This window comes from Streptomyces albofaciens JCM 4342, assembly GCF_008634025.1.
GTDB lineage: Bacteria > Actinomycetota > Actinomycetes > Streptomycetales > Streptomycetaceae > Streptomyces > Streptomyces albofaciens.
The window spans coordinates 2897804-2918578 of the sequence record NZ_PDCM01000002.1 but is presented as its reverse complement, the minus strand read 5'-3'; the positions used below and the strand labels follow the sequence as shown (position 1 = coordinate 2918578).

17 protein-coding genes and 1 pseudogene are annotated in these 20775 nt (G+C 72.1%); 8 read left to right on the top strand and 10 right to left on the bottom strand.

All coding sequences use genetic code 11. The annotated features are described in order from the left end of the window. Positions 1 to 18: 18 nt before the first annotated feature. The gene (locus tag CP973_RS32545; RefSeq protein WP_425282044.1) at positions 19 to 747 is read right to left on the bottom strand and encodes a TetR/AcrR family transcriptional regulator; all 729 of its coding nucleotides are present in this window, start codon (positions 745 to 747) and stop codon (positions 19 to 21) included. Positions 748 to 1096: 349 nt separating this feature from the next. Here CP973_RS32545 and CP973_RS32540 point away from each other — a divergent pair, with 349 nt between their 5' ends. From CP973_RS32540 to CP973_RS32520, 4 genes are all read left to right on the top strand, one after another. After that, entirely contained in the window at positions 1097 to 2059 is a 963-nt protein-coding gene (locus CP973_RS32540) for a tetratricopeptide repeat protein (protein WP_150247403.1), read from the top strand. A gap of 614 nt (positions 2060 to 2673) precedes the next feature. Then, entirely contained in the window at positions 2674 to 3306 is a 633-nt protein-coding gene (locus CP973_RS32530; RefSeq protein WP_150247402.1) for a DUF6230 family protein, read from the top strand. 144 nt (positions 3307 to 3450) lie between these two features. Then, positions 3451 to 3957, top strand: a complete 507-nt coding sequence (locus CP973_RS32525; RefSeq protein ID WP_150247401.1) for a DUF6114 domain-containing protein — start codon at positions 3451 to 3453, stop codon at positions 3955 to 3957. Next, entirely contained in the window at positions 3947 to 5314 is a 1368-nt protein-coding gene (locus tag CP973_RS32520; RefSeq protein ID WP_150247400.1) for a hypothetical protein, read from the top strand. The genes CP973_RS32525 and CP973_RS32520 overlap by 11 nt, the downstream gene beginning before the upstream one ends. A 100-nt stretch (positions 5315 to 5414) precedes the next feature. Here the strand turns inward: CP973_RS32520 and pyk are convergent, their stop codons facing one another. The 3 genes from pyk to pta all read right to left on the bottom strand — a co-directional run bounded on the left by pyk (position 5415) and on the right by pta (position 10312). Continuing rightward, positions 5415 to 6842, bottom strand: coding sequence for a pyruvate kinase (gene pyk / locus CP973_RS32515; protein WP_150247399.1), 1428 nt, complete (start codon positions 6840 to 6842; stop codon positions 5415 to 5417). Positions 6843 to 6959: 117 nt separating this feature from the next. After that, the gene (locus CP973_RS32510) at positions 6960 to 8171 is read right to left on the bottom strand and encodes an acetate kinase (protein WP_150247398.1); all 1212 of its coding nucleotides are present in this window, start codon (positions 8169 to 8171) and stop codon (positions 6960 to 6962) included. 41 nt (positions 8172 to 8212) lie between these two features. Continuing rightward, positions 8213 to 10312, bottom strand: coding sequence for a phosphate acetyltransferase (gene pta / locus CP973_RS32505; protein WP_150247397.1), 2100 nt, complete (start codon positions 10310 to 10312; stop codon positions 8213 to 8215). 231 nt (positions 10313 to 10543) lie between these two features. On the opposite strand from pta, the gene CP973_RS32500 reads away from it, so the two are divergent. From CP973_RS32500 to CP973_RS32485, 4 genes are all read left to right on the top strand, one after another. Beyond that, a complete protein-coding gene (locus CP973_RS32500; RefSeq protein WP_150247396.1) occupies positions 10544 to 11569 on the top strand; it encodes an ATP-dependent 6-phosphofructokinase in 1026 nt (341 codons plus the stop codon). 179 nt (positions 11570 to 11748) lie between these two features. After that, positions 11749 to 12168 (top strand): phage holin family protein, encoded by a 420-nt coding sequence (locus tag CP973_RS32495; RefSeq protein ID WP_003982581.1) that lies wholly within the window; start codon positions 11749 to 11751, stop codon positions 12166 to 12168. Continuing rightward, positions 12165 to 12569: a DUF3618 domain-containing protein gene (locus CP973_RS32490; protein WP_150247395.1), complete on the top strand. Its 405-nt coding sequence runs from the start codon at positions 12165 to 12167 to the stop codon at positions 12567 to 12569. The genes CP973_RS32495 and CP973_RS32490 overlap by 4 nt, the downstream gene beginning before the upstream one ends. Further along, positions 12569 to 12829, top strand: a complete 261-nt coding sequence (locus CP973_RS32485; protein WP_150247394.1) for a DUF4235 domain-containing protein — start codon at positions 12569 to 12571, stop codon at positions 12827 to 12829. Before CP973_RS32490 ends, CP973_RS32485 begins: the two co-directional genes overlap by 1 nt. A gap of 60 nt (positions 12830 to 12889) precedes the next feature. Here CP973_RS32485 and CP973_RS32480 read toward each other — a convergent pair whose 3' ends face one another. From CP973_RS32480 to CP973_RS32455, 6 genes and pseudogenes are all read right to left on the bottom strand, one after another. Beyond that, entirely contained in the window at positions 12890 to 13195 is a 306-nt protein-coding gene (locus CP973_RS32480) for a hypothetical protein (protein WP_150247393.1), read from the bottom strand. An 18-nt stretch (positions 13196 to 13213) separates the two neighbouring features. Further along, positions 13214 to 14872, bottom strand: coding sequence for a catalase (locus CP973_RS32475; RefSeq protein ID WP_150247392.1), 1659 nt, complete (start codon positions 14870 to 14872; stop codon positions 13214 to 13216). Between the two features lie 132 nt (positions 14873 to 15004). After that, positions 15005 to 15988, bottom strand: a complete 984-nt coding sequence (locus tag CP973_RS32470) for a YihY/virulence factor BrkB family protein (RefSeq protein WP_150247391.1) — start codon at positions 15986 to 15988, stop codon at positions 15005 to 15007. A 124-nt stretch (positions 15989 to 16112) separates the two neighbouring features. Further along, the gene (locus CP973_RS32465) at positions 16113 to 18716 is read right to left on the bottom strand and encodes an ABC transporter permease (RefSeq protein WP_150247390.1); all 2604 of its coding nucleotides are present in this window, start codon (positions 18714 to 18716) and stop codon (positions 16113 to 16115) included. 38 nt (positions 18717 to 18754) lie between these two features. Further along, positions 18755 to 19534, bottom strand: coding sequence for an ABC transporter ATP-binding protein (locus CP973_RS32460; protein ID WP_150247389.1), 780 nt, complete (start codon positions 19532 to 19534; stop codon positions 18755 to 18757). A gap of 330 nt (positions 19535 to 19864) precedes the next feature. Beyond that, a pseudogene (locus CP973_RS32455) lies at positions 19865 to 20518 on the bottom strand (mycothiol-dependent nitroreductase Rv2466c family protein); the annotation flags it as partial. Positions 20519 to 20775: the final 257 nt, after the last annotated feature.

The window sequence follows — 20775 nt, the reverse complement described above, 5'->3', positions numbered from 1 at the left end:
CCGGGCCCGTCCGGAGCGCTACGCCCTGGGCGGGCCCGCTTCCGTCGCCGTCCCGCCCGTCCCGTCCGTCCCGCCCAGTCCGCCCAGACCGGCCAGCAGCAGCGTGCTGAACTGCTGCGCCCACAGCTCGTCCACCGGCTCCGCGCTGACCAGCGCCCGGTGCACGACCGCGCCCGCGATCACGTCGAAGATCAGGCCCACCGCCCGCCCGGCCGCCGCCGCGCCTTCCTCGCCGGCCGCGTCCGGCGGCAGCTCCCCGCGCGCCTGCGCCCGCTCCCGCCCGAGGACCACCAGCCGCTTCTGCCGCTCCACCACCGCGGAGCGGATGCGCAGCCGCAGCGCTTCGTCGGTGGTGGACTCGGCGACCACTGCCATCAGCGCCGTCTTGGTCTCCGGGCGCGCCAGCAGCGACGCGAACTGCAGGACCACGCCCTCGATGTCCGCCTGGAGACAGCCCCGGTCGGGCAGTTCCAGCTCGTCGAAGAGGACCGCGACGGCGTCCAGGACCAGTTCGTTCTTGTTGGCCCAGCGGCGGTAGAGGGTCGTCTTCGCCACCCCGGCGCGGGCCGCCACATCGCTCATCGTCAGCTTGCCCCAGCCCAGCTCGACCAGCGCGGCGCGGGTCGCGCCGAGGATCGCGCGGTCCGCCTCGGCGCTGCGCGGCCGGCCGGTGCGGCCCCTGGGGCCCGTACGGCCCTCGGGGGAGCGGGTGCCGGTGAGGGGGCAGCGGTGCATGCGGGCGACCATACCGGCCAGTACGGGACGGTGGGCCCGCCCTCGTGAGGCAGATCACTCCCGGCGTTCGCGGGAGGGGTTGCCGGGCCGGGGCGCCGGACAGTTACGCTACGGGTCGTAGCGAAAGGGCCCGCCGGCGCGGCGTGCCCCGGACGCGACAACCACAGGCCGCGGGTGGGGACCCGGGGCCGTACGGCACCGTCCGCCGGACCCCCGGGACCGGCGGGAACGCGGCACCACCGTCCTGCGCCGGCACACCGGCGGGCCGCAGGGACGCGACCGGCGCCGCGTGCATTTCGCGCACCGTGAATTTTCGGCACCGCTTTTCGCAACGGTCCGCGGAAGGGGGGAGGATAGGCCCATGCAGCCACGCAACATGTCCATGAGTGGAGTCGTCGACCTCGCCGCGGTGAAGGCGGCCGGGGAAGCCAAGCAGAAGGCGGAGCAGGCGCGCGCCGAAGCCGCCCGCACGGGCAAGCCCGCGGGCGGCGCCCGTCTGGTGTTCGACGTCGACGAGGCGGGGTTCCAGCAGGACATCCTCCAGCGCTCCACCGAGGTCCCGGTCGTCATCGATTTCTGGGCCGAGTGGTGCGAGCCCTGCAAGCAGCTCGGCCCGCTGCTGGAGCGGCTGGCGGGGGAGTACGCCGGAAAGTTCGTGCTGGCCAAGATCGACGTCGACCGCAACCAGGCGCTGTTCCAGCAGTTCGGCGTGCAGGGCATCCCGGCGGTCTTCGCGGTCGTCGCGGGCCAGCCGATCCCGCTGTTCCAGGGCGCGGCCCCGGAGGCGCAGATCCGCCAGGTGCTGGACCAGCTCATCCAGGCCGCCGAGCAGCAGTTCGGGATCGTGGGCGCGCCGGTGGACCCGGCCGCCGCCGCCGAGGCCGAGGAGGCCCCCGCGCCGGCCGGCCCGTACGACGCGCTCCTGGAAGCCGCGAACCAGGCGCTGGACAACGGCGACCTCGCCGGCGCCGTCCAGGCCTACAAGAACGTCCTCGCGGACGACCCGGCCAACCCGGAGGCCAAGCTGGGCCTCGCGCAGGCCGAACTCCTCCAGCGCGTCCAGGGCCTGGACGCGCAGCAGGTGCGCAAGGCCGCGGCCGACGCCCCCGGCGACGTGCGGGCGCAGATCGAGGCGGCCGACCTGGACCTGGTCGGCGGCCATGTCGAGGACGCCTTCGGGCGGCTGGTGGACACCGTCCGGCGCACGGCCGGCGACGACCGCGAGACCGCGCGGGTGCGGCTGCTGGAGCTGTTCGAGGTCATCGGCGCCGACGACCCGCGGGTGATTTCGGCGCGTACGGCACTGGCGCGGGTGCTCTTCTGAGCCTTCGGCGCTCCGTCTCCCGCGTCTCCTGAAGCGCGGGGGTCCCTTCCTCAGCGGCGGCCACGTTTTACCAAATCTTGGTAATCGTGGCCGCTGTTACTTGGAGTAAGAGCAGTGCCGCGATTCGACGACTTTTGTCCGTGATTCCCCCGTGTCGCGTCACCGTTGGCGACGACCCTGGGTACGTGCCCGATTTCGCGCCGTCGCGGGCCGGTTATCTCTCCGTTACTCGCAAGTAACGAACCCCTTGTGCGACGGCTCCCGATGCACCACGATCGGCCGGGCTCGGTCCATTTCCCCCGCCCGGCAACCGGTCGGCGTCGCGAGGGCGATGGGTCCCCACCGAGTGGCCGGCGGCACCGCCACCGGTCCTGGACAGGGGGGTTCCTGCCCACCCGGCAGGGCCTGTCCGACAAGGGCCGCGCGCGAGCGTGGCCAGTGGTTGTCGCTCGGGGGTGATCGCCGGTGCTTCGGAACGCGCTACGCCTGTACGCCTTTCGATACGGGCGCTCCCCTTCCCGAGGACGTAGCACTTCTCCCATCCCAGGTACGGCCGCCGTCTCCCCGAGACCCGGACCGCAACCGGAGATGTACGTCCGAGAAGGAGGAAAGTCATGGAGTCCCTGGCTCGTGGCGGGACCAGATGGAAGCGGTTCGCGGTCGTCATGGTCCCGAGCGTCGCGGCGACGGCGGCCATCGGTGTCGCCATCGCGCAGGGTGCGCTGGCGGCGTCGTTCAGCGTCTCCGGTCAGCAGTTCAAGGTCACCGCGTCGGAACTCGACGGTGACGGGTTCGTCCAGTACGGCGCCCTCGACAAGGGCAAGAACGGCCAGCACCCGGTCGCCGTGGTGGGCATGAACTCCGCGGAGATCACCAACCTGTGCCAGTCGGTCGTCGTGCCGGTGCCGATCTTCGGCGATGTGACGATGCAGCTCAAGGCGGGCGGCAAGGGCGGTCCGCGGGTCGAGGCGAAGAAGCTCTACATCGACGCCGACGACCTGCAGACCAACGCGACGTTCACCAACGTGGACATCGGTGTCTCGGTGGACAGCACCACCAAGGGCCCGGGTCCGGCCAAGCCCGGCGAGGGCGGCCAGGGGAGCTACCTCCCCAACTCCTTCGCCCAGCAGGCCGAAAAGGTCCACTTCGAGGACGTCAAGCAGCGTGCCTGGGCCACCACGGCCGGCACGTTCAAGCTCAGCGGTCTGCACATGAACGTCAGCCGCGGCAAGAACGAGTGCTACTGACGCCCTGAGCGCACGGGAGCGGGGGGTGCGCACGGCGGGAGCGGCCCGCCGTCCGCGCGCCCCGCACCCGTACGCCGGCGGCCGCCGCACCACGCACCCCAGCTCACGTACCACCGATGAGCCAGTCCCGAGGAGCTGTACGACATGAGCGCCGACACGCGACCACGGCTGAACGAGAGCATCGGCCGGAAGCGCACTTCGTTCCGGGAGTGGCGAGGACAGCGCCCGTTCTGGGGCGGGGTGCTGACGCTGCTGGCCGGATTCCCGATCATGTACATCCCCTACGCGAACCTCACGATCGGCTCCCTGACCGTCCGGATGGCGACGACCGCGGGCGCCGGCTCGCTGATCATCGGCGTGCTCCTGGTCGTGCTCGGCCTGACCATGTGGTTCCAGCCCGCCTCCCGCGTCTTCGCGGGCGTGGCGGCGATCCTGCTGTCCCTGGTCTCCCTGGTCGTCTCCAACTTCGGCGCCTTCATGGTCGGCTTCGTGCTGGGCCTGATCGGCGGCGCGCTGGGGGTCTCCTGGGCGCCGGGCAAGCCGCTCGCCCCCGAGAGCGGCACACCGGCCCGGCCCGCGGGCAGCACACCGGACGACCTGTCAGGAGCGAACCCGGTCAACGGGACGAACGGGAGGCACAGTGCCGGGTGATGAGCTGCACGAGACGAACGCGGCCGCCCCAGGGGCGAGAACCGGGCCGCGCCACGCGGCCCCGCGCAAGCCGCTGCTGACCCGGCTGCACGTGCCCGCGGGCAAGGCGATCGCCATCGCCGCGATGCCGTCCGCCGTCCTGATGGGCATGGGCCTGACCCCGCAGCTGGCGATGGCCAAACCGCAGCCGCCGGAGAGCCCCTTCAGGAACGGCCCGTGCGTCAGCGCTCCCGACAAGGCGGAGCAGGACGGGAAGGACAAGGCCGAGAAGGAGAAGGCGGAGAAGGAGAAGGCGGAGAAGGACAAGGCCGCCAAGGAGAAGGCCGCCAAGGACAAGGCCGCCGAGGACGGCAAGTCCGCAAGGCCCGGCAAGGACCAGACCGCCGGTGGCTCGAAGGGCGGCGCCGGTACGGACACCACGCCGCCCCCGTCCCCCGACGCCTCCTCCCGCACTCCCTCCCCCTCCCCGGACACGTCCGGGAAGACCCCCGCCCCCACCCCGTCCCCCTCGGCCTCCTCCACCCCCACGGAGCAGAACCCCTGGTACGACCCCCTGGGCGTGGGCAAGAAGCTGCACGACGTCTTCCACCCCGGCCAGGAGAAGCCGGCCGGCCCCGGCGCGACGCCCACCCCGTCCCCGTCGGGGGACTCCGGCACTGGCCACCCCGCCGGCAAACCCTCCGCCAAGCCCACCGACCCGCTGAAGGACGCCGTCGGCAAGGCGGGCGAAGCGGCCGGGGACGCCACCGGCAAGGCCGGGAAGGCCGCGAAGGACGCGGCGAAGGACGCCAAGGACAAGGCGGACGACGCCTCGCCGTCGGCCTCCCCGTCCCCGAGCGGCAGCGCCGACCCGGGCGCCCCCGACGCGGACGGCAAGAAGCCGTTCCCCTGCGTCGAGGAGAAGAAGGTCGCAGGCCAGGACGAGCGGCCCCCGGCCACCGTCCCGAACCAGCCCTGGTACCTGGAGTCCAGCGGGCTGACCCTGCGCGGCCTGGACTACGAGGGCGTCGTCAACCTCACGATGCCCAACGGCCGTACCAAGCAGGCCCTGAAGTTCACCGCCGACAGCATCGACATCGGCGACCTCCACCAGATCGTGGACGGCCCGGCCGGGAAGAAGTACCACGTCCAGGCGGCGGCGGGCTCGACCTCCACGATCCGGGGCGGCAAGGTCACGATGTACACCGAACGCCTCCAGGGCAACCTCTTCGGCCTGATCCCGATCGTCTTCGACCCGGAGCACCCGCCGCCGATCAACGTCCCCTTCGCCTACTTCACCAAGGTCAAGATCACCCAGGCGGGCCAGTTCGGCGGCACCCTGACGATCCCGGGGCTGCATCAGTCGATCACGGGGTGAGCCGTACCGCACCGGCATGACGGTGGGCCGCACCCCCGAGGGGATGCGGCCCACCGCCGCGTTCAGTCGTGCGCGCCGCGCAGCACGTCACACCGTCGCGTCAGCCGCGGTCCCCGCCCAGGTGGTGGACGCGGACCATGTTGGTGGTGCCGGGGACGCCGGGGGGCGAGCCGGCGGTGATGATCATGGTGTCGCCGTCGTTGTAGCGCTGGAGCTTCAGCAGCTCGGCGTCGACCAGGTCGACCATCTCGTCGGTGTGCTCCACGTGCGGCACGACGAAGGTCTCCACGCCCCAGCTCAGCGCGAGCTGGTTGCGGGTGGCGGCGTCCGTGGTGAAGGCCAGGATCGGCTGGGCCGCGCGGTAGCGCGACAGGCGGCGGGCGGTGTCGCCGGACTTGGTGAAGGCGACCAGGGCCTTGCCGTTGAGGAAGTCGGCCATCTCGGCGGCCGCGCGGGCCACCGCGCCGCCCTGCGTACGGGGCTTCTTGCCCGGGACCAGCGGCTGCAGGCCCTTGGACAGCAGCTCCTCCTCGGCCGCCTCGACGATCTTCGACATCGTCTTGACGGTCTCGATCGGGTACTGGCCGACCGAGGACTCGGCGGAGAGCATGACCGCGTCGGCGCCGTCCAGGATCGCGTTGGCGACGTCGGACGCCTCGGCGCGGGTGGGCCGCGAGTTGGTGATCATCGACTCCATCATCTGGGTCGCCACGATCACCGGCTTGGCGTTCCGCCGGCACATCTCCACCAGGCGCTTCTGCACCATCGGGACCTTTTCGAGGGGGTACTCGACGGCCAGGTCACCGCGGGCGACCATGACGCCGTCGAAGGCCGCGACGACCTCCTCCATGTTGTTGACCGCCTGCGGCTTCTCCACCTTGGCGATCACCGGTACGCGCCGGCCGACCTCGTCCATGACGCGGTGCACGTCGTTGACGTCCTTGGCGTCCCGCACGAAGGACAGCGCCACCAGGTCGCAGCCCATGTTCAGGGCGAACTTCAGGTCCTCGATGTCCTTCTCGGACAGCGCCGGGACGTTGACCGCCGCGCCGGGCAGGTTGATGCCCTTGTGGTCGGAGATCACGCCGCCCTCGATGACGATGCAGCGCACCCGCGGGCCGTCCACCTCGACGACCTGGAGCGCCACGTTGCCGTCGTTGATCAGGACCGGGTCGCCCTTGGAGACGTCACCGGGCAGGCCCTTGTAGGTCGTGCCGCAGATGGTCTTGTCGCCCGGCACGTCCTCGGTGGTGATGACGAACTCGTCACCGCGCACCAGCTCGACGGGGCCGTCGGCGAAGGTCTCCAGGCGGATCTTCGGACCCTGGAGGTCGGCCAGCACGCCCACGGCGCGGCCGGTCTCCTCGGCGGCCTTGCGGACGCGGTGGTAGCGCTCCTCGTGCTCCGCGTGGGTGCCGTGGCTCATGTTGAAACGGGCCACGTTCATGCCGGCCTCGATCAGCGTCTTCAGCTGGTCGTAGGAGTCGACGGCGGGGCCCAGGGTGCAGACGATTTTGGAACGGCGCATGGGATCGATCCTATCGTTTGTTTCGGAGCGGAATAATTTGGGCTGGGGTGCCCGGAAGCGAGGGACCGGCCGGGCGCCGTACGGCTGCCGTCGGCGCCCGGCCGGTGGTGCCGCGGGTCAGTTGCTGACCAGGGCGTACGTCTGGTTGGCGATCTCCAGCTCCTCGTCGGTGGGGACGACGGCGACCGCGACCCGCGCGTACTCCGGCGATATCAGCCGCGCCTCGTCCGACCGTACGGAGTTCAGGTCGGCGTCCACCGCCAGCCCCAGCTCCTCCAGCCCCTTGACCGCGGCCTCGCGCACCGGGGCGGCGTTCTCGCCGACGCCCGCGGTGAACGCCACCGCGTCCACCCGGCCCAGCACCGCGCTGTAGGCGCCGATGTACTTCTTCAGCCGGTGGATGTAGATGTCGAAGGCGAGCGCCGCCCGCTCGTCGCCCTCGTCGATCCGGCGCCGGATCTCCCGCATGTCGTTGTCGCCGCACAGCCCGATCAGGCCGCTCTTCTTGTTGAGCAGCACGTCGATCTCGTCCGCGTCCATGCCCGCCACCCGCTTGAGGTGGAAGACCACCGCCGGGTCGATGTCACCCGAGCGGGTGCCCATGACCAGGCCCTCCAGCGGGGTCAGGCCCATGGAGGTGTCCACGCAGCGGCCGCCCGCGACCGCCGAGGCGGAGGCGCCGTTGCCCAGGTGCAGCACGATGACGTTGACGTCCTCGGGCGCCTTGCCGAGCAGCTCGGCGGTCTTGCGCGAGACGTACGCGTGCGAGGTGCCGTGGAAGCCGTAGCGGCGGATGCGGTGCGCGTCGGCCGTCTCCACGTCGATGGCGTAGCGCGCCGCGTGCTCCGGCATTGTGGTGTGGAAGGCGGTGTCGAAGACCGCGACCTGCGGCAGGTCCGGCCGCAGCGCCTGGGCCGTCCTGATACCGGTGATGTTCGCCGGGTTGTGCAGCGGTGCCACCGGCACCAGCCGCTCGATCTCCTGGAGCACCGCGTCGTCGATCACCGTCGGCTCGGTGAACTTCAGCCCGCCGTGCACCACCCGGTGCCCGATCGCCGCCAGCTCCGGCGAGTCCAGGCCGAGCCCGTCCGCGGCCAGCTCGTCGGCGACCGCCTTCAGGGCCTCGTCGTGGTCGGCGATCCGGGTCTCGCGCTCCCTCTTGTCACCGCCGGTGGCCAGCGGCGTGTGTGCCAGGCGCGAGGTCTCCTCACCGATCCGCTCGACCAGGCCCACGGCGAGACGGGACCCGTCGCGCATGTCGAGCAGCTGGTACTTCACCGACGAGGAGCCGGAGTTGAGGACGAGGACGCGGGTGGCGTTGGCAGTCATGAAGCAGCTTTCGGTTGGTGGTGGGGGGACGGGCGGGGGCGTCAGACGCCGGCGGCGGGCGAGCCGCCCGGTGCCGCGCCCTGCGCCTGGATGGCCGTGATGGCCACGGTGTTGACGATGTCCTGGACCAGCGCGCCGCGCGAGAGGTCGTTGACCGGCTTGCGCAGGCCCTGGAGGACCGGGCCGACGGCGACCGCGCCCGCCGAGCGCTGCACGGCCTTGTAGGTGTTGTTGCCGGTGTTCAGGTCGGGGAAGACCAGGACGGTGGCCCGGCCGGCGACCTCGGAGTCCGGCAGCTTGGTCCTGGCCACCGCGGCGTCCACGGCCGCGTCGTACTGGATCGGGCCCTCGACCAGCAGGTCCGGGCGCAGCTCGCGGACGATCTCGGTGGCCTTGCGCACCTTGTCGACGTCCGCGCCGGAGCCGGAGGTGCCGGTGGAGTACGACAGCATCGCGATCCGCGGCTCGACGCCGAACTGCGCGGCGGTGGTCGCCGACTGGATGGCGATGTCCGCCAGCTGCTCGGCGTTCGGGTCCGGGTTGACGGCGCAGTCGCCGTAGACCAGGACGCGGTCGGCCAGGCACATGAAGAACACGGACGAGACGATCTGCGCGCCCGGCTTGGTCTTGATGATCTCGAAGGCGGGGCGGATGGTGGCCGCGGTGGAGTGCACCGCGCCGGAGACCATGCCGTCGGCCAGGCCCTCCTGCACCATCAGGGTGCCGAAGTACGACACGTCGGCGACCACGTCGTACGCCAGCTCGTAGGTGACGCCCTTGTGGGCGCGCAGCTTGGCGTACAGCTCGGCGAAGCGCTCGCGCAGCGGCGAGGTCTGCGGGTCGGTGATCTGCGCGTCGGCCAGGTCGATGGCGAGGTCGGCGGCGCGCTTGCGGATCGCCTTCTCCTCGCCCAGCAGCGTCAGGTCGCACACGTCGCGGCGCAGCAGGACGTCGGCGGCGCGCAGCACCCGCTCCTCGGTGCCCTCGGGCAGCACGACCCGGCGGCGGCCCGAGCGGGAGCGCTCGATCAGCTCGTGCTCGAACATCATCGGCGTGACGCGGCCGGAACGGGCGACGGAGATACGGTTCGTCAGCTCCGCGGTGTCCACATGCCGCTCGAACAGGCCGAGCGCGGTCTCCGCCTTGCGCGGCGCGGCGGCGTTCAGCTTGCCCTCGATGGCGAACAGCTCGGCCGCGGTCGGGAAGGAGCCGCCGGCCACCGAGATCACCGGAGTGCCGGGGGCGAGCCGGTTGGCCAGCGCCATGATGTCGGCGCCCGGCCGCTCGTCCAGGGTCAGCAGCACGCCCGCGATCGGCGGGGCGCCGGCGCTGTGCGCGGCGAGCGAGCCGATGACCAGGTCGGCGCGGTCGCCGGGGGTCACGACCAGGCAGCCGGGGGTCAGCGCCTTGAGGAAGGTGGGCAGCATGGCGCCGCCGAAGACGAAGTCCCGGGCGTCGCGGGCCAGCCCCGAGTCGTCGCCGAGCAGCACCTCGGCGCCGAGCGCGTGCACGATCTGGCCGACGGTGGGCGCGGACAGCGCGCCGTCCTCCGGGAGGGCGTAGCAGGGCACCGGCAGGTGTGCGGACAGCTGCTCCGCGACGGCCGTGCGCTGCTCCGGCGCCACCCGGTTCACGATCAGCGCGACGACGTCGCAGCCCAGCGAGTGGTAGGCGAGGTAGGCGTTGCGGGCCTCGGCGCGCACCGACTCGGCCTCCTGGCCCTGGCCGCCGACGACCGGCAGCACGGCGGCGCCGAACTCGTTCGCCAGCCGGGCGTTGAGGTTCAGCTCGGCCGGCAGGCTGGTGGCCGCGTAGTCGGAGCCGAGCACGAGGACGTACTCGTGCTCCCGGGCCACCTGGTGGAAGCGCTCGACGAGCCGGGAGACCAGCTCGTCGGTGCCCTGCTCGGCCTGGAGGCGGGCGGCCTCCTCGTAACCCATGCCGTACACGGTCCCGGCGGGCTGGGAGAGGCGGTAGCGCGCCCGCAGCAGTTCGAACAGGCGGTCGGGTCCGTCGTGGACCAGCGGGCGGAAGACGCCCACCCGGTCGACATGGCGGGTCAGGAGTTCCATCACTCCCAGCTCGACGACCTGGCGGCCGTCGCCGCGGTCGATCCCGGTCACGTACACGCTGCGCGTCACGCGTGCTCTCCGATCCATCCGTCGCTTGGCAAGGTCAAATTAACCGTTATGGTGAGCTTGCCCCCCTTGACAATACCTGCGGCTGTGGTTAAGCCGCTCTTCCAGTTTTACGCATGTGTCAGCGGGTGACGGCAGCGGCGTCCGGTGCCGTGCGGGCACCGCCTCCCGGCCCGTGAAAGAATCGGACCGGCTCACACGAACCAGCAGCGAGCACACAGGAGACACAGCACCATGCGTATCGGAGTCCTCACCGCAGGCGGCGACTGCCCCGGCCTCAACGCTGTGATCCGTTCAGTGGTGCACCGGGCGCTGACGGGCCACGACGACGAGGTCATCGGTTTCGAGGACGGCTTCAAGGGTCTGCTCGACGGGCGCTTTCGCAAGCTGGACCTGGACGCGGTCAGCGGCATCCTGGCCCGCGGCGGCACCATCCTCGGCTCCGCCCGCCTGGAGCGCGCCCGGCTGCGCGAGGCGTGCGAGAACGGCAAGGACCTGGCCCGTGAGTACGGCATAGACGTGCTCATCCCCATCGGCGGCGAGGGCACGCTCACCGCGTCCAAGATGCTCGCCGACGCCGGCCTGCCGATCGTCGGCGTGCCCAAGACCATCGACAACGACATCTCCGCCACCGACCGCACCTTCGGCTTCGACACCGCCGTCGGCGTCGCCACCGAGGCCATCGACCGCCTGAAGACGACCGCCGAGTCGCACCAGCGGGTCATGGTCGTCGAGGTCATGGGCCGGCACGCGGGCTGGATCGCGCTGGAGTCCGGCATGGCCGGCGGCGCCCACGGCATCTGCCTGCCGGAGCGCCCCTTCGACGTGAACGACCTGGTGAAGATGGTCGAGGAGCGCTTCGACCGGGGCAAGAAGTTCGCCGTCGTCTGCGTCGCCGAGGGCGCCCACCCCGCCGAGGGCACGATGGACTACGGCCACGGCGAGATCGACCAGTACGGCCACGAGCGCTTCCAGGGCATCGGCACCGCCCTCGCCCGCGAGCTGGAGCACCGCCTCGGCAAGGAGGCCCGCCCGGTCATCCTCGGCCACGTCCAGCGCGGCGGCACCCCCACCGCGTACGACCGCGTGCTCGCCACCCGCTTCGGCTGGCACGCCGTCGAGGCCGCGCACCGCGGCGACTTCGGCCAGATGACCGCCCTGCGCGGCACGGACATCGTGATGAGCCCGCTGGCCGACGCGGTCACCGAGCTGAAGCGGGTGCCGCTGGACCGCATGCAGGAGGCCGAGTCGGTCTTCTGATCCGGCTGCCGAGGACCTTCGACGGCGCGCGTCCCTGCCCGGGGCGCGCGCCGTTCGCGTTGCCGGACGGCCGGTTCCCCGGCCGTCCGCGGGGTTCCGGCACCCGTACGGGCCAACGTTCCGGTTAGCCGGCCCGTGAGGAGGTACCCGGCGCGCACAAGGAAGGAGGCGTGACCGGGATGAGCGACTTCGTGGATCACCGGACGGCCCGGCCGGACGGCAGGCCGGTCAACGAACTGGTCACCCAGGCGTCGGAGCAGCTGTCCAGCCTGGTACGCGACGAGATGCGCCTGGCGCAGTCGGAGCTGGCGCGCAAGGGCAAGCGCTTCGGCGTGGGCGGCGGGCTGCTCGGCGGTGCCGGGACGGTGGCGTTCCTGGCCGCACAGGCGCTGGTGGCCACCGCGATCATCGCGCTCGGGCTGGTGCTGCCGCTGTGGGCCGCGGGCCTCGTGGTCGTGGGCGCGCTGCTGGTGCTGGCGGCGGTCCTCGGACTGCTGGGCCGGCAGCGGATCCGGCGGGCCACCCCGCCGGTGCCCGAGGAGGCCGTGCACAGCGTCCGCCAGGACATCGAGACGATCAAAGAGAGGGCCCGGCGATGACCAGTGACCCCCGCGGCGGCGACGGCTCCGGCGCGAGCCCGGCCGAGCTGCGTGCCCGCATCGAGCGGACCCGGCAGGAACTCGGCGACACCGTGGCCGAGCTGGCCGACAAGGCCGATGTGAAGAGCCGCGCACAGGAGAAGGCGGCCCGGATCAAGGACGGTGCCACGGCGGCCACGCACCGGCTGACGGGCTCCACGGCCGTCCGGACGGCCGCCGTCGCGGGCGGCGCGCTGCTGGCCGGCGCGCTGGTGCTGCGGCGCCGTGGCCGCGCCCGGGTGCGCCCGCACCCGCGCCGTACGACACCGCGTACCGGGCCGCGCGCGAAGAAGACCGCCCGCCCGCTGGCCACCGCGGGCGCCAAGGCCCGCCGGGCCTGCCGGAGCAAAGGACACCGCTGATGATCAAACTGCTCTACAAGCCCCTGGGCATGATCTTCGGCGCCCTCGGCGGGGTACTGGCCGGCTTCCTGTTCAAGCGCCTGTGGAAGCTGGTCGGCCGCGAGGAGGACGCGCCGAAGGCCACCGACGAGGAACGCAGCTGGCGGGAGGTGCTGCCGGCCGCCGCGCTCCAGGGCGCCACGCTCGCGGTGGTGAAGGCGGCCGTGGACCGCAGCGGCGCGGCGGCCGTCCGCAAGGCGACCGGCACCTGGCCGGGCTGAGCCCGTACCCCGCCGCCCCCGGCGCCGCCGTGCCGTACCGCGCACGGCGGCGCCGGGCCGTCACGGCCGGGGGTCGGTGCGCTGCCAGCGGGGGCGGGCGTCGGTGCCCCGGCGCCCGGCCACCGACGCGCAGCGCGGGCACACCCGCCGGACCCGGTCCGCGGCCCCGCCCGACTCGGGGAGGACGTCCGGCCACCCGATGTGCGGGAACCGCCCCAGCTGCGAGCGGCTGAGCGAGAGGCCGCACACCGTCTGGTTCAGTCCCTGCTCCCAGGCGTGCACCTCGCCCGCGGGGAGGCGGCGGCCGTCCTCGTCGTCCACCCACTTCCCCGACGCGGCGACCGCGTACCGTTTCGGCGCTGCCATGCCCGGCCGGACCTCCTCTCAGCCCGCGACGGCGTGCCGCTCGTTCGGGACGCAGTGGGTCATGGTGAGCCCGGAGACGTCCCGCGGCGGGTTGCCGCCGAGGTTCGCCAGCCGTTTGCGGTCCTCGTCCGTCAGGGTCTGGCCGGCCAGCGGCTCCAGGTGGGACACGTCGCCGGGCCCGATGCCCAGCCCCTCGCCGACCCGCAGGCCCAGCTCGTTGTCGACCAGGAGGAAGTGCCACACCATCCGCTCCTGGACCCGCCGGTCGGCCTGGGAGATCGCGTCGGTGAGGTTCTTGACCAGGTCGTCCCGCTCCCAGTCCGCCAGCAGCCGGAAGCGCTGGCCCGCCTGGAGGTAGTCGTTGGTGCGCGGGATGCGCTTGCGGGTGAGCCGGCCGCGGATCTCCGGACCCTGCTCGTCGTGGGAGGGCTCCCGCGCCTCGTGCAGCCCGCCGGTGAGCGACGGCTCGTAGTTGACCTCCGGGTCGCCCCCGTGCGGATCCTGCTCGTACGCCATCAGCCCGTCGCGCTGGTTGGTGTGGACGGTGGCGTGCTTGGCCCGGTTGACCGGCAGCTGGAGGTAGTTCGGGCCGACCCGGTAGCGCTGGGTGTCGCTGTAGGAGAAGGTCCGGCCGACGAGCATCTTGTCGTCGGAGAAGTCCAGCCCGTCGACGAGGACGCCGGTGCCGAAGGAGATCTGCTCGTTCTCGGCGAAGTAGTTGTCCGGCATCCGGTCGAGCACCATCCGGCCGACCGGCTTCGGCGGGAAGTCCTGCTCCGGCCAGGTCTTGGTGTCGTCCAGCGGGTCGAAGTCCAGCTCCGGGTGGTCGTGGTCGTCCATCATCTGGACGAGCAGCTCCCACTCGGGGTACTCGCCGCGGCCGACCGCCTCGTACAGGTCCTTGGTCGCGTGGCCCAGCTCCCGGGCCTGCACCGCCGCCGCGTCCGCCTCGGTCATGCTGCGCACGCCCGCCTTGGGCATCCAGTGGTACTTGACCAGGACGGTCCGGCCCTCGTCGTTCACCCATTTGTAGGTGTTGACGCCGAAGCCCTGCTGGTGCCGGTAGTCGGCGGGGATGCCGCGCGGGCTGAACAGGTTGACCAGCATGTGCATCGACTCGGGCGTCTGCGACATGAAGTCGAAGATCCGGGCCGGCTTCTGCTCGTGCGTCACCGGGTCGGGCTTGAGGGCGTGGATGACGTCCGGGAACTTGATCGCGTCCCGGATGAAGAAGACGCCCAGGTTGTTGCCGACCAGGTCCCAGTTGCCGTCCTCGGTGTAGAACTTCACCGCGAAGCCGCGCGGGTCGCGGGCCGCCTCGGAGGAGTCCCGGCCGCCGATCACGGTGGAGAACCGCACGGCCACCTCGGTGCGCTTGCCGGCCTCCTGGAACAGCTTCGCCCGGGTGTGGCGGCCGATCGGCTCCTCGCCCCACTTCCCGTAGCTCTCGAAGAAGCCGTACGCGGTCACGCCGCGCGCGTGCACCACCCGCTCGGGGATGCGCTCCCGGTCGAAGTGGCTGATCTTTTCGAGGAACTGGTAGTTCTCCAGGGTGGCCGGGCCGCGCGCGCCGACCGTCCGCTGGTTCTGGTTGTCGTGGACCGGGTGGCCCTGCCGGTTGGTGAGCACCGGGCGGTCGTCGCCCGGTGCCGGTCCCTGGCTCGCTGTGTCTGTCACTGCTCTCCGTTTCCTTCGGCACTCGAAGGCGCTCGGGTCCGCGCCGTGGGTGGGGCTTCCGAGGGGTACCCGCCCTGGGCGGCGGTCGTGCAGACGCTCACCCTCTTGGTGCAGTGGGCACGGTCCGGCACCTCAGCGGTCCGGGGAGGGTGCGCGCCGTTCGCGCCGCCTGCGCAGGCGGGGCGGCCAGGCGCGGGTGTCGCGCGGCTCCACGTACGGCTCCTCGCGCGGCGGGTGCCCCTCGGTGATCGCCCGCTGCCGGGCCAGCTCGGCGTCGAATTCCAGGCCCAGCAGGACCGCCAGGTTCGACAGCCACAGCCAGACCAGGAAGACGATGACGCCCGCCAGGGTGCCGTACGTCTTGTTGTACGAGCCGAAGTTGGCCACGTAGACGGCGAAGCCCGCCGAGGCGGCCAGCCACAGCACGACGGCCAGGAAGCTGCCGGGGGTCAGCCACCGCAGACCCGGGCCGCGCACATTGGGTGTGGCCCGGTACAGGATGGTGATCGTCAGTACCACGAGCAGGACCAGCACGGGCCACTTGGCGACCGCCCAGACCGCGAGGCCGGTGTCGCCGATGCCCAGGCCCCGGCCGGCCTGCCGGGCCAGCGTGCCGGTGAAGACCACGATCACCGCGCTGGCGGCGAGCAGCACCATCAGCACGACCGTCACGCCCAGCCGCAGCGGCAGCGTCTTCCACGCCGGCCGCCCCTCCGGCAGGTCGTAGACGGCGTTGGCCGCACGGATGAAGGCCGCGATGTAGCCGGAGGCCGACCACAGGGCGCCCAGCAGCCCGAGCACGGCCAGCACGCTGCCCGTACCGGATCCGTTCTGCAACTGCCGCACCGCCCCGCTCACGATGTCCCGCGCGGCCCCCGGCGTCACCTCCTCCAGATTGCTCAGGACCGCGTCGGTCGCCGACTGCCCGATCACCCCGAGCATCGAGACGAGCAGCAGCAGCGCCGGAAAGAGCGAGAGCACCCCGTAATACGTCAGTGCCGCGGCCCGGTCGTGCAGTTCGTCGTCGACGAACTCCTTGCCCGTGCGGCGCAGCACGTCCCACCAGGAGTGGGCGAGCACAGTGGTGGGCTTCTCGGCGGACGGTTCGGCAGCCATGGAGGGCGAGTTGCCCTTTCGGGGCGGGCCAACCCTGGCACCGGCCCGCGGTATGCGAAGACGCCCGCCCCGTCCCCGGGGGAGAGGGGACGGGACGGGCGGGTGGGGGGCCGCCTCGGGGCGGTCACTCGGAGCCGATGGACTCCAGCATGTTGAGGCGGGCGGCGCGGCGGGCCGGCCAGGCGGCGGCGAGGATGCCGACGACCAGAGCGATGGCCACGAAGACGCCGAGGCGGTCCCACGGGATGATCATTTCGTACGTCGGGATCGCGCCGGCCGCCATGCTGCCGCCGGCCCAGGCCAGGAAGACGCCCACGCCGATGCCGAGCACCGCGCCGAACAGGGAGATCACCACGGATTCGAGGCGCACCATCTGCTTGATGCCGCTGCGGGCGAGGCCGACGGCGCGCAGCATGCCGATCTCCCGGGTGCGTTCGAAGACGGACATCGCCAGGGTGTTGACCACACCGACCACCGCGATGATCACGGCCATGCCGAGCAGCCCGTAGACCATGTTCAGCACCGTGTCGATCTGGCCGGCGCTCTCCTTGCGCAGCGCGTCGCGGTCCTGGACCTTCAGCAGCGGGCTGTCGCCGAGGGCCTTGCGGATGTCCTTCGCCAGTCCGGCCTCGGGCCCGTTCACGGTCTTGATCAGGACCTTCTCGTCCTTGAGGGGCTTCAGGTGCGGGTCGACCAGCCGGGTGGAGCCCAGCGTCTCGCCGACGGCCTGGTTGTCCTCGTAGATGCCGACGATCTTCAGCGGGGTCTTCTTCTGGCTCTTCCGCTTCTCCACGTCACCACGGGCGTCGGCGGGGAAGGTGGCCTGGAGGATGTCGCCCGTCTTCCAGCCCTTCTCCTTCGCCCGGCTCGCGGAGACCGCGATCCCGCCGCTGTCCCGTACGGCCTGGAGGGAACCGCTGCGGAACTTCAGGTCGGTGACCTTGCCGATCCGGTCGAGGTCGGTGCCGGTGAGCATGCCGAACGCGCCGTCCGCCGCCACGTCGAAGACGGTGTCGCGCAGCGGTACCGCCGCCTCGACGCCGGGCAGCGCCGCGGCCTGCCGCGTCAGCTTCGGGTCCAGGCCGCGGAAGTTGGACGTGGTGACCTGGTAGTCGGCGGTCAGGCCCTTGGCGGCCATCTCGTCCGACGCCCGCTGCGTCGAGATGCCGGCGACCGTCATACCGGTGATCAGCGTGAGTCCGATCATCAGGGCCGAGGCGGTGGCGGCGGTACGGCGCGGATTGCGCAGCGCGTTCTCCTTGGCCAGCTTGCCGCTGACGCCGAAGATCCGGGTGGTGACCCGGCCGGCCAGCGCGACCAGCGGCCGCGACAGCAGCGGGGAGAGGATGATGACGCCGGTCAGGGTCAGCACCGAGCCGGCCATGGCGGTCATCAGGGTGCTGTCGTCGCTCTTGGTGAGGGTGGAGACGTACAGCATGATCGCGACGCCGACGCCGGTGACGACCGCGCCGATGGCGTTGCGGACGACCAGGCCGCGCAGCGCGGGGGCCGCGTCCACCGTGCTCAGCGCCTCGACCGGAGCGATCTTCGCGGCCTTGCGGGACGGCAGCCAGGCGGCGAGCACCGTCACCAGCACGCCGACGCCGAGCGCGGAGAGCACCGCGGTCGGGCTGATGACCAGCGGGCCGTCGGGGAAGCCGGCGCCGTTGGCGTTGAGCACCGCGCGCATGGCGACCGCGATCCCGGTGCCCAGGCCGAAGCCGACGACGGAGGAGACCAGGCCGAGCAGGGCCGCCTCGGCCTGGACCGAGCGCACCACCTGGCGGCGGGAGGCGCCGATCGCCCGTATCAGCGCGATCTCGCGGCTGCGCTGGGAGATGAGCATCGTGAAGGTGTTGGCGATGATGAAGATGCCGACGAACAGGGCGATGCCCGCGAAGACCAGCAGCGTCTTGCTCAGCGCGCTGTTGTTCCGCTCGACCATCCGGGCCTGCTCGGCCGCCAGCGCGGTGCCGCTCGTCGCCTGGGCGCGGTCCTTCGGCAGCACCTTCTTGACCGCGTCGGTCAGTGCCGCCTCGTCGGCGCCGGGCTCGGCGGACACCACCAGCTCGTCGTACGTGCCGGGGTGGGTGAACAGCTGCTGCGCGGTCGCGGTGTCGAACAGCGCCAGACTGCCGCCCGCGGTGACCTTCGGGTCCTCGGAGTGGACGATGCCGACGAGCTTCTTGGTGAGGGCCGGCCCGTCGGTGGCGAAGCGCACGCTGTCGCCGACCTTCAGGCCGCCCTTCTTGACGGTGCCCTCGTCCAGCGCGATCTCGCCGGCCGCGGCCGGGCCGCGGCCCTGGACCAGCGGGTAGCGGCTGTCCTTGCCGTCCGGGCCCGGCTGGTAGTTGGCGGCCAGGTTCTGCCAGTCGGTGCCGATGGGCTGGTTGTCCTTGTCGGCGACGGTGGCGCGGCCGCTGATGTTGGCGTGGACGGCGGCCACGCCGGGCAGCGCGCGGATGCGGCCGGCCAGCTTGTCGTCGAGGGCGCTGATGCGGCGGCCGTCGGCGTCCTCCGGTTCGGGGCCGCTCTCCGGCGAGCCCGCCTGGACGGAGACGGCCACGTCCTTGAAGCTCTTGGCGGAGGCGTTCTTGACGGCCTGGCCGACCGAGTCGCTGAAGACCAGGGTGCCGGAGACGAAGGCGACGCCGAGGAGGACCGCGAGCGCGGTCATCATCAGACGGGCTTTGTGCGCGAGGACGTTGCGCAGGGCGGTTCGGAACATGGTGGTGGTGTCAGTCCTGGGGTGGGGGGCGGCGGGCGTCAGCTCGTGCGGTTCTTGGCGTCGAACAGCCGCATCCGGTCCAGGACGGCGTCCGCGGTCGGCTCGTACAGCTCCTCGACGATGCGGCCGTCGGCGAGGAAGACGACGCGGTCGGCGTGGGCGGCGGCGACCGGGTCGTGGGTGACCATGACGATCGTCTGGTCCATCGCCCGTACCGATTCGCGCAGGAAGCCCAGGACTTCGGCGCCGGAACGGGAGTCGAGGTTGCCGGTGGGCTCGTCGGCGAAGATGATCTCGGGCTGGGAGGCCAGGGCGCGGGCCACCGCGACGCGCTGCTGCTGGCCGCCGGAGAGCTGGCCGGGGCGGTGCTTGAGCCGTCCGGACAGGCCGACGGTCTGGATGACCTTTTCCAGCCACTGCCGGTCGGGCTTGCGGCCGGCGATGTCCATCGGCAGCGTGATGTTCTCCAGCGCGGTCAGGGTGGGCAGCAGGTTGAACGCCTGGAAGATGAAGCCGATCTTGTCGCGGCGCAGCCGGGTCAGGTGCTTGTCGTTCAGCCCGTTCAGCTCGGTGTCACCGATCCGCGCGGAGCCGGAGGATATGGAGTCCAGTCCGGCCATGCAGTGCATGAGGGTGGACTTCCCGGACCCGGACGGGCCCATGATCGCGGTGAAGCGGGCCCGGCCGAACTCGACGGACACATGGTCCAGCGCGACCACACGGGTCTCACCCTGCCCGTAGACCTTGCTCAGGTCGGTGGCGCGGGCGGCGACGGCCGTAGTCGGGGCGGGGGCGGGAAAGGCGGCCGCGTGGGACACGGGGAAACTCCTGGAACGGGGACGGGCGGATGCGACGGGGCACCGGGCCCCGGACGGACGCACGGCTCCCGGGGAGGCCCCGGGAGCCGGACGTGCGGTGCTGTCCCATTCTTGATCGTGCGGGGTGCCGCGCACCTCAGCCCGAAGTGCCGAAAGCCGGACCGGCCGGAAGTCCCACCCGCGAACGGCCCGTCATCCCGTGGAGGGACGGACGTCCGACTTATGGCCGATGTGAAGCCCCGGGTCCGAGCCCGGGGAGCGCCGCCGGTCGGGGCTTCGGACGGCCGGCCCGGGACCGGCGTCCGGTGCGGGCCCGATGTCCGGCTCGGGCCCGAAGTCCGGTGCGGGGGCGGCCGGTCGGCGCAGCTCGTGGAAGCCGGGCACGGAAGCCGTCTTCAGGGCACCGTCCCACAGCCGTCCCGCCGTCTCGCCCAGGGGTACGGGGGAGACCACCGGCCCGAAGAAGGCCACGCCGTCCACGGCGACGACCGGCGTACCGACATCCTCGCCCACCAGGGCGACGGCGCGCGCGTGCGAGGCCCGGATCACCGCGTCGTACTCCGCCGTCCACACCGTTTCGGCCACCTCGCGCGGCAGCCCCACGTCCGAGAGCGCGCGCTCGATCCCGTCCCACTCGCCCCGGTGGTGCAGCCGGACACCGAGGGCGAGGGAGAAGCGGTCCAGGGCCGCCTGGCCGTACCGCTGTTCCACGGCGGCACAGGCCCGCACCGGCGCCCACAGGTAGGCGTCCCACTCGCCGTCCGGGTCCTCCGGGTTGGCCTCCCGGCCCTCGTTGAGCACCTGAAGGCTCATCAGCCGCAGGCGGACGCGGACCGGGCGGACCCGCGCCACTTCCCGTATCCACCGCGCGGCGATCCAGGAATACGGACAGACCGGATCGAACCAGAAGTCCACGTCCTTGACGGGGCCGCGCGCGCCGTCGAAGCCCTCAGGGCCGGCGGGACTCGGGGCCACCGGGCTCACCCCCTCCGGTCCGGGCCCAGAACGTCTCCAGGATGCCATCGAGGAAGGCTCGTCCGGCATGGCCCGGCTCCTCGGCGCTCCCGCCGCCGCCCGGATCCCGTACAGCGGCGCACCCATGGTGCGGAGATACAGGACGCGAAGTCGTACGAAACGACGGCCGCGGACGCGGTCCGGCGCGCCGGGAGCCACGGCGCGAGGACACGCGCACTCGCGCCACCCCCGTTTTGCCACCCGACGGCGCCGGAGACCACGACTCT

Excerpts from the sequence above, each read along its gene's own strand:
- CP973_RS32545 (WP_425282044.1), bottom strand. The coding sequence starts at position 747 with ATGGTCGCCCGCATGCACCGCTGCCCCCTCACCGGCACCCGCTCCCCC.
- CP973_RS32540 (WP_150247403.1), top strand. The coding sequence starts at position 1,097 with ATGCAGCCACGCAACATGTCCATGAGTGGAGTCGTCGACCTCGCCGCG.
- CP973_RS32530 (WP_150247402.1), top strand. The coding sequence starts at position 2,674 with ATGGAGTCCCTGGCTCGTGGCGGGACCAGATGGAAGCGGTTCGCGGTC.
- CP973_RS32525 (WP_150247401.1), top strand. The coding sequence starts at position 3,451 with ATGAGCGCCGACACGCGACCACGGCTGAACGAGAGCATCGGCCGGAAG.
- pyk (WP_150247399.1), bottom strand. The coding sequence starts at position 6,842 with ATGCGCCGTTCCAAAATCGTCTGCACCCTGGGCCCCGCCGTCGACTCC.
- CP973_RS32510 (WP_150247398.1), bottom strand. The coding sequence starts at position 8,171 with ATGACTGCCAACGCCACCCGCGTCCTCGTCCTCAACTCCGGCTCCTCG.
- CP973_RS32500 (WP_150247396.1), top strand. The coding sequence starts at position 10,544 with ATGCGTATCGGAGTCCTCACCGCAGGCGGCGACTGCCCCGGCCTCAAC.
- CP973_RS32495 (WP_003982581.1), top strand. The coding sequence starts at position 11,749 with ATGAGCGACTTCGTGGATCACCGGACGGCCCGGCCGGACGGCAGGCCG.
- CP973_RS32490 (WP_150247395.1), top strand. The coding sequence starts at position 12,165 with ATGACCAGTGACCCCCGCGGCGGCGACGGCTCCGGCGCGAGCCCGGCC.
- CP973_RS32485 (WP_150247394.1), top strand. The coding sequence starts at position 12,569 with ATGATCAAACTGCTCTACAAGCCCCTGGGCATGATCTTCGGCGCCCTC.
- CP973_RS32480 (WP_150247393.1), bottom strand. The coding sequence starts at position 13,195 with ATGGCAGCGCCGAAACGGTACGCGGTCGCCGCGTCGGGGAAGTGGGTG.
- CP973_RS32470 (WP_150247391.1), bottom strand. The coding sequence starts at position 15,988 with ATGGCTGCCGAACCGTCCGCCGAGAAGCCCACCACTGTGCTCGCCCAC.
- CP973_RS32465 (WP_150247390.1), bottom strand. The coding sequence starts at position 18,716 with ATGTTCCGAACCGCCCTGCGCAACGTCCTCGCGCACAAAGCCCGTCTG.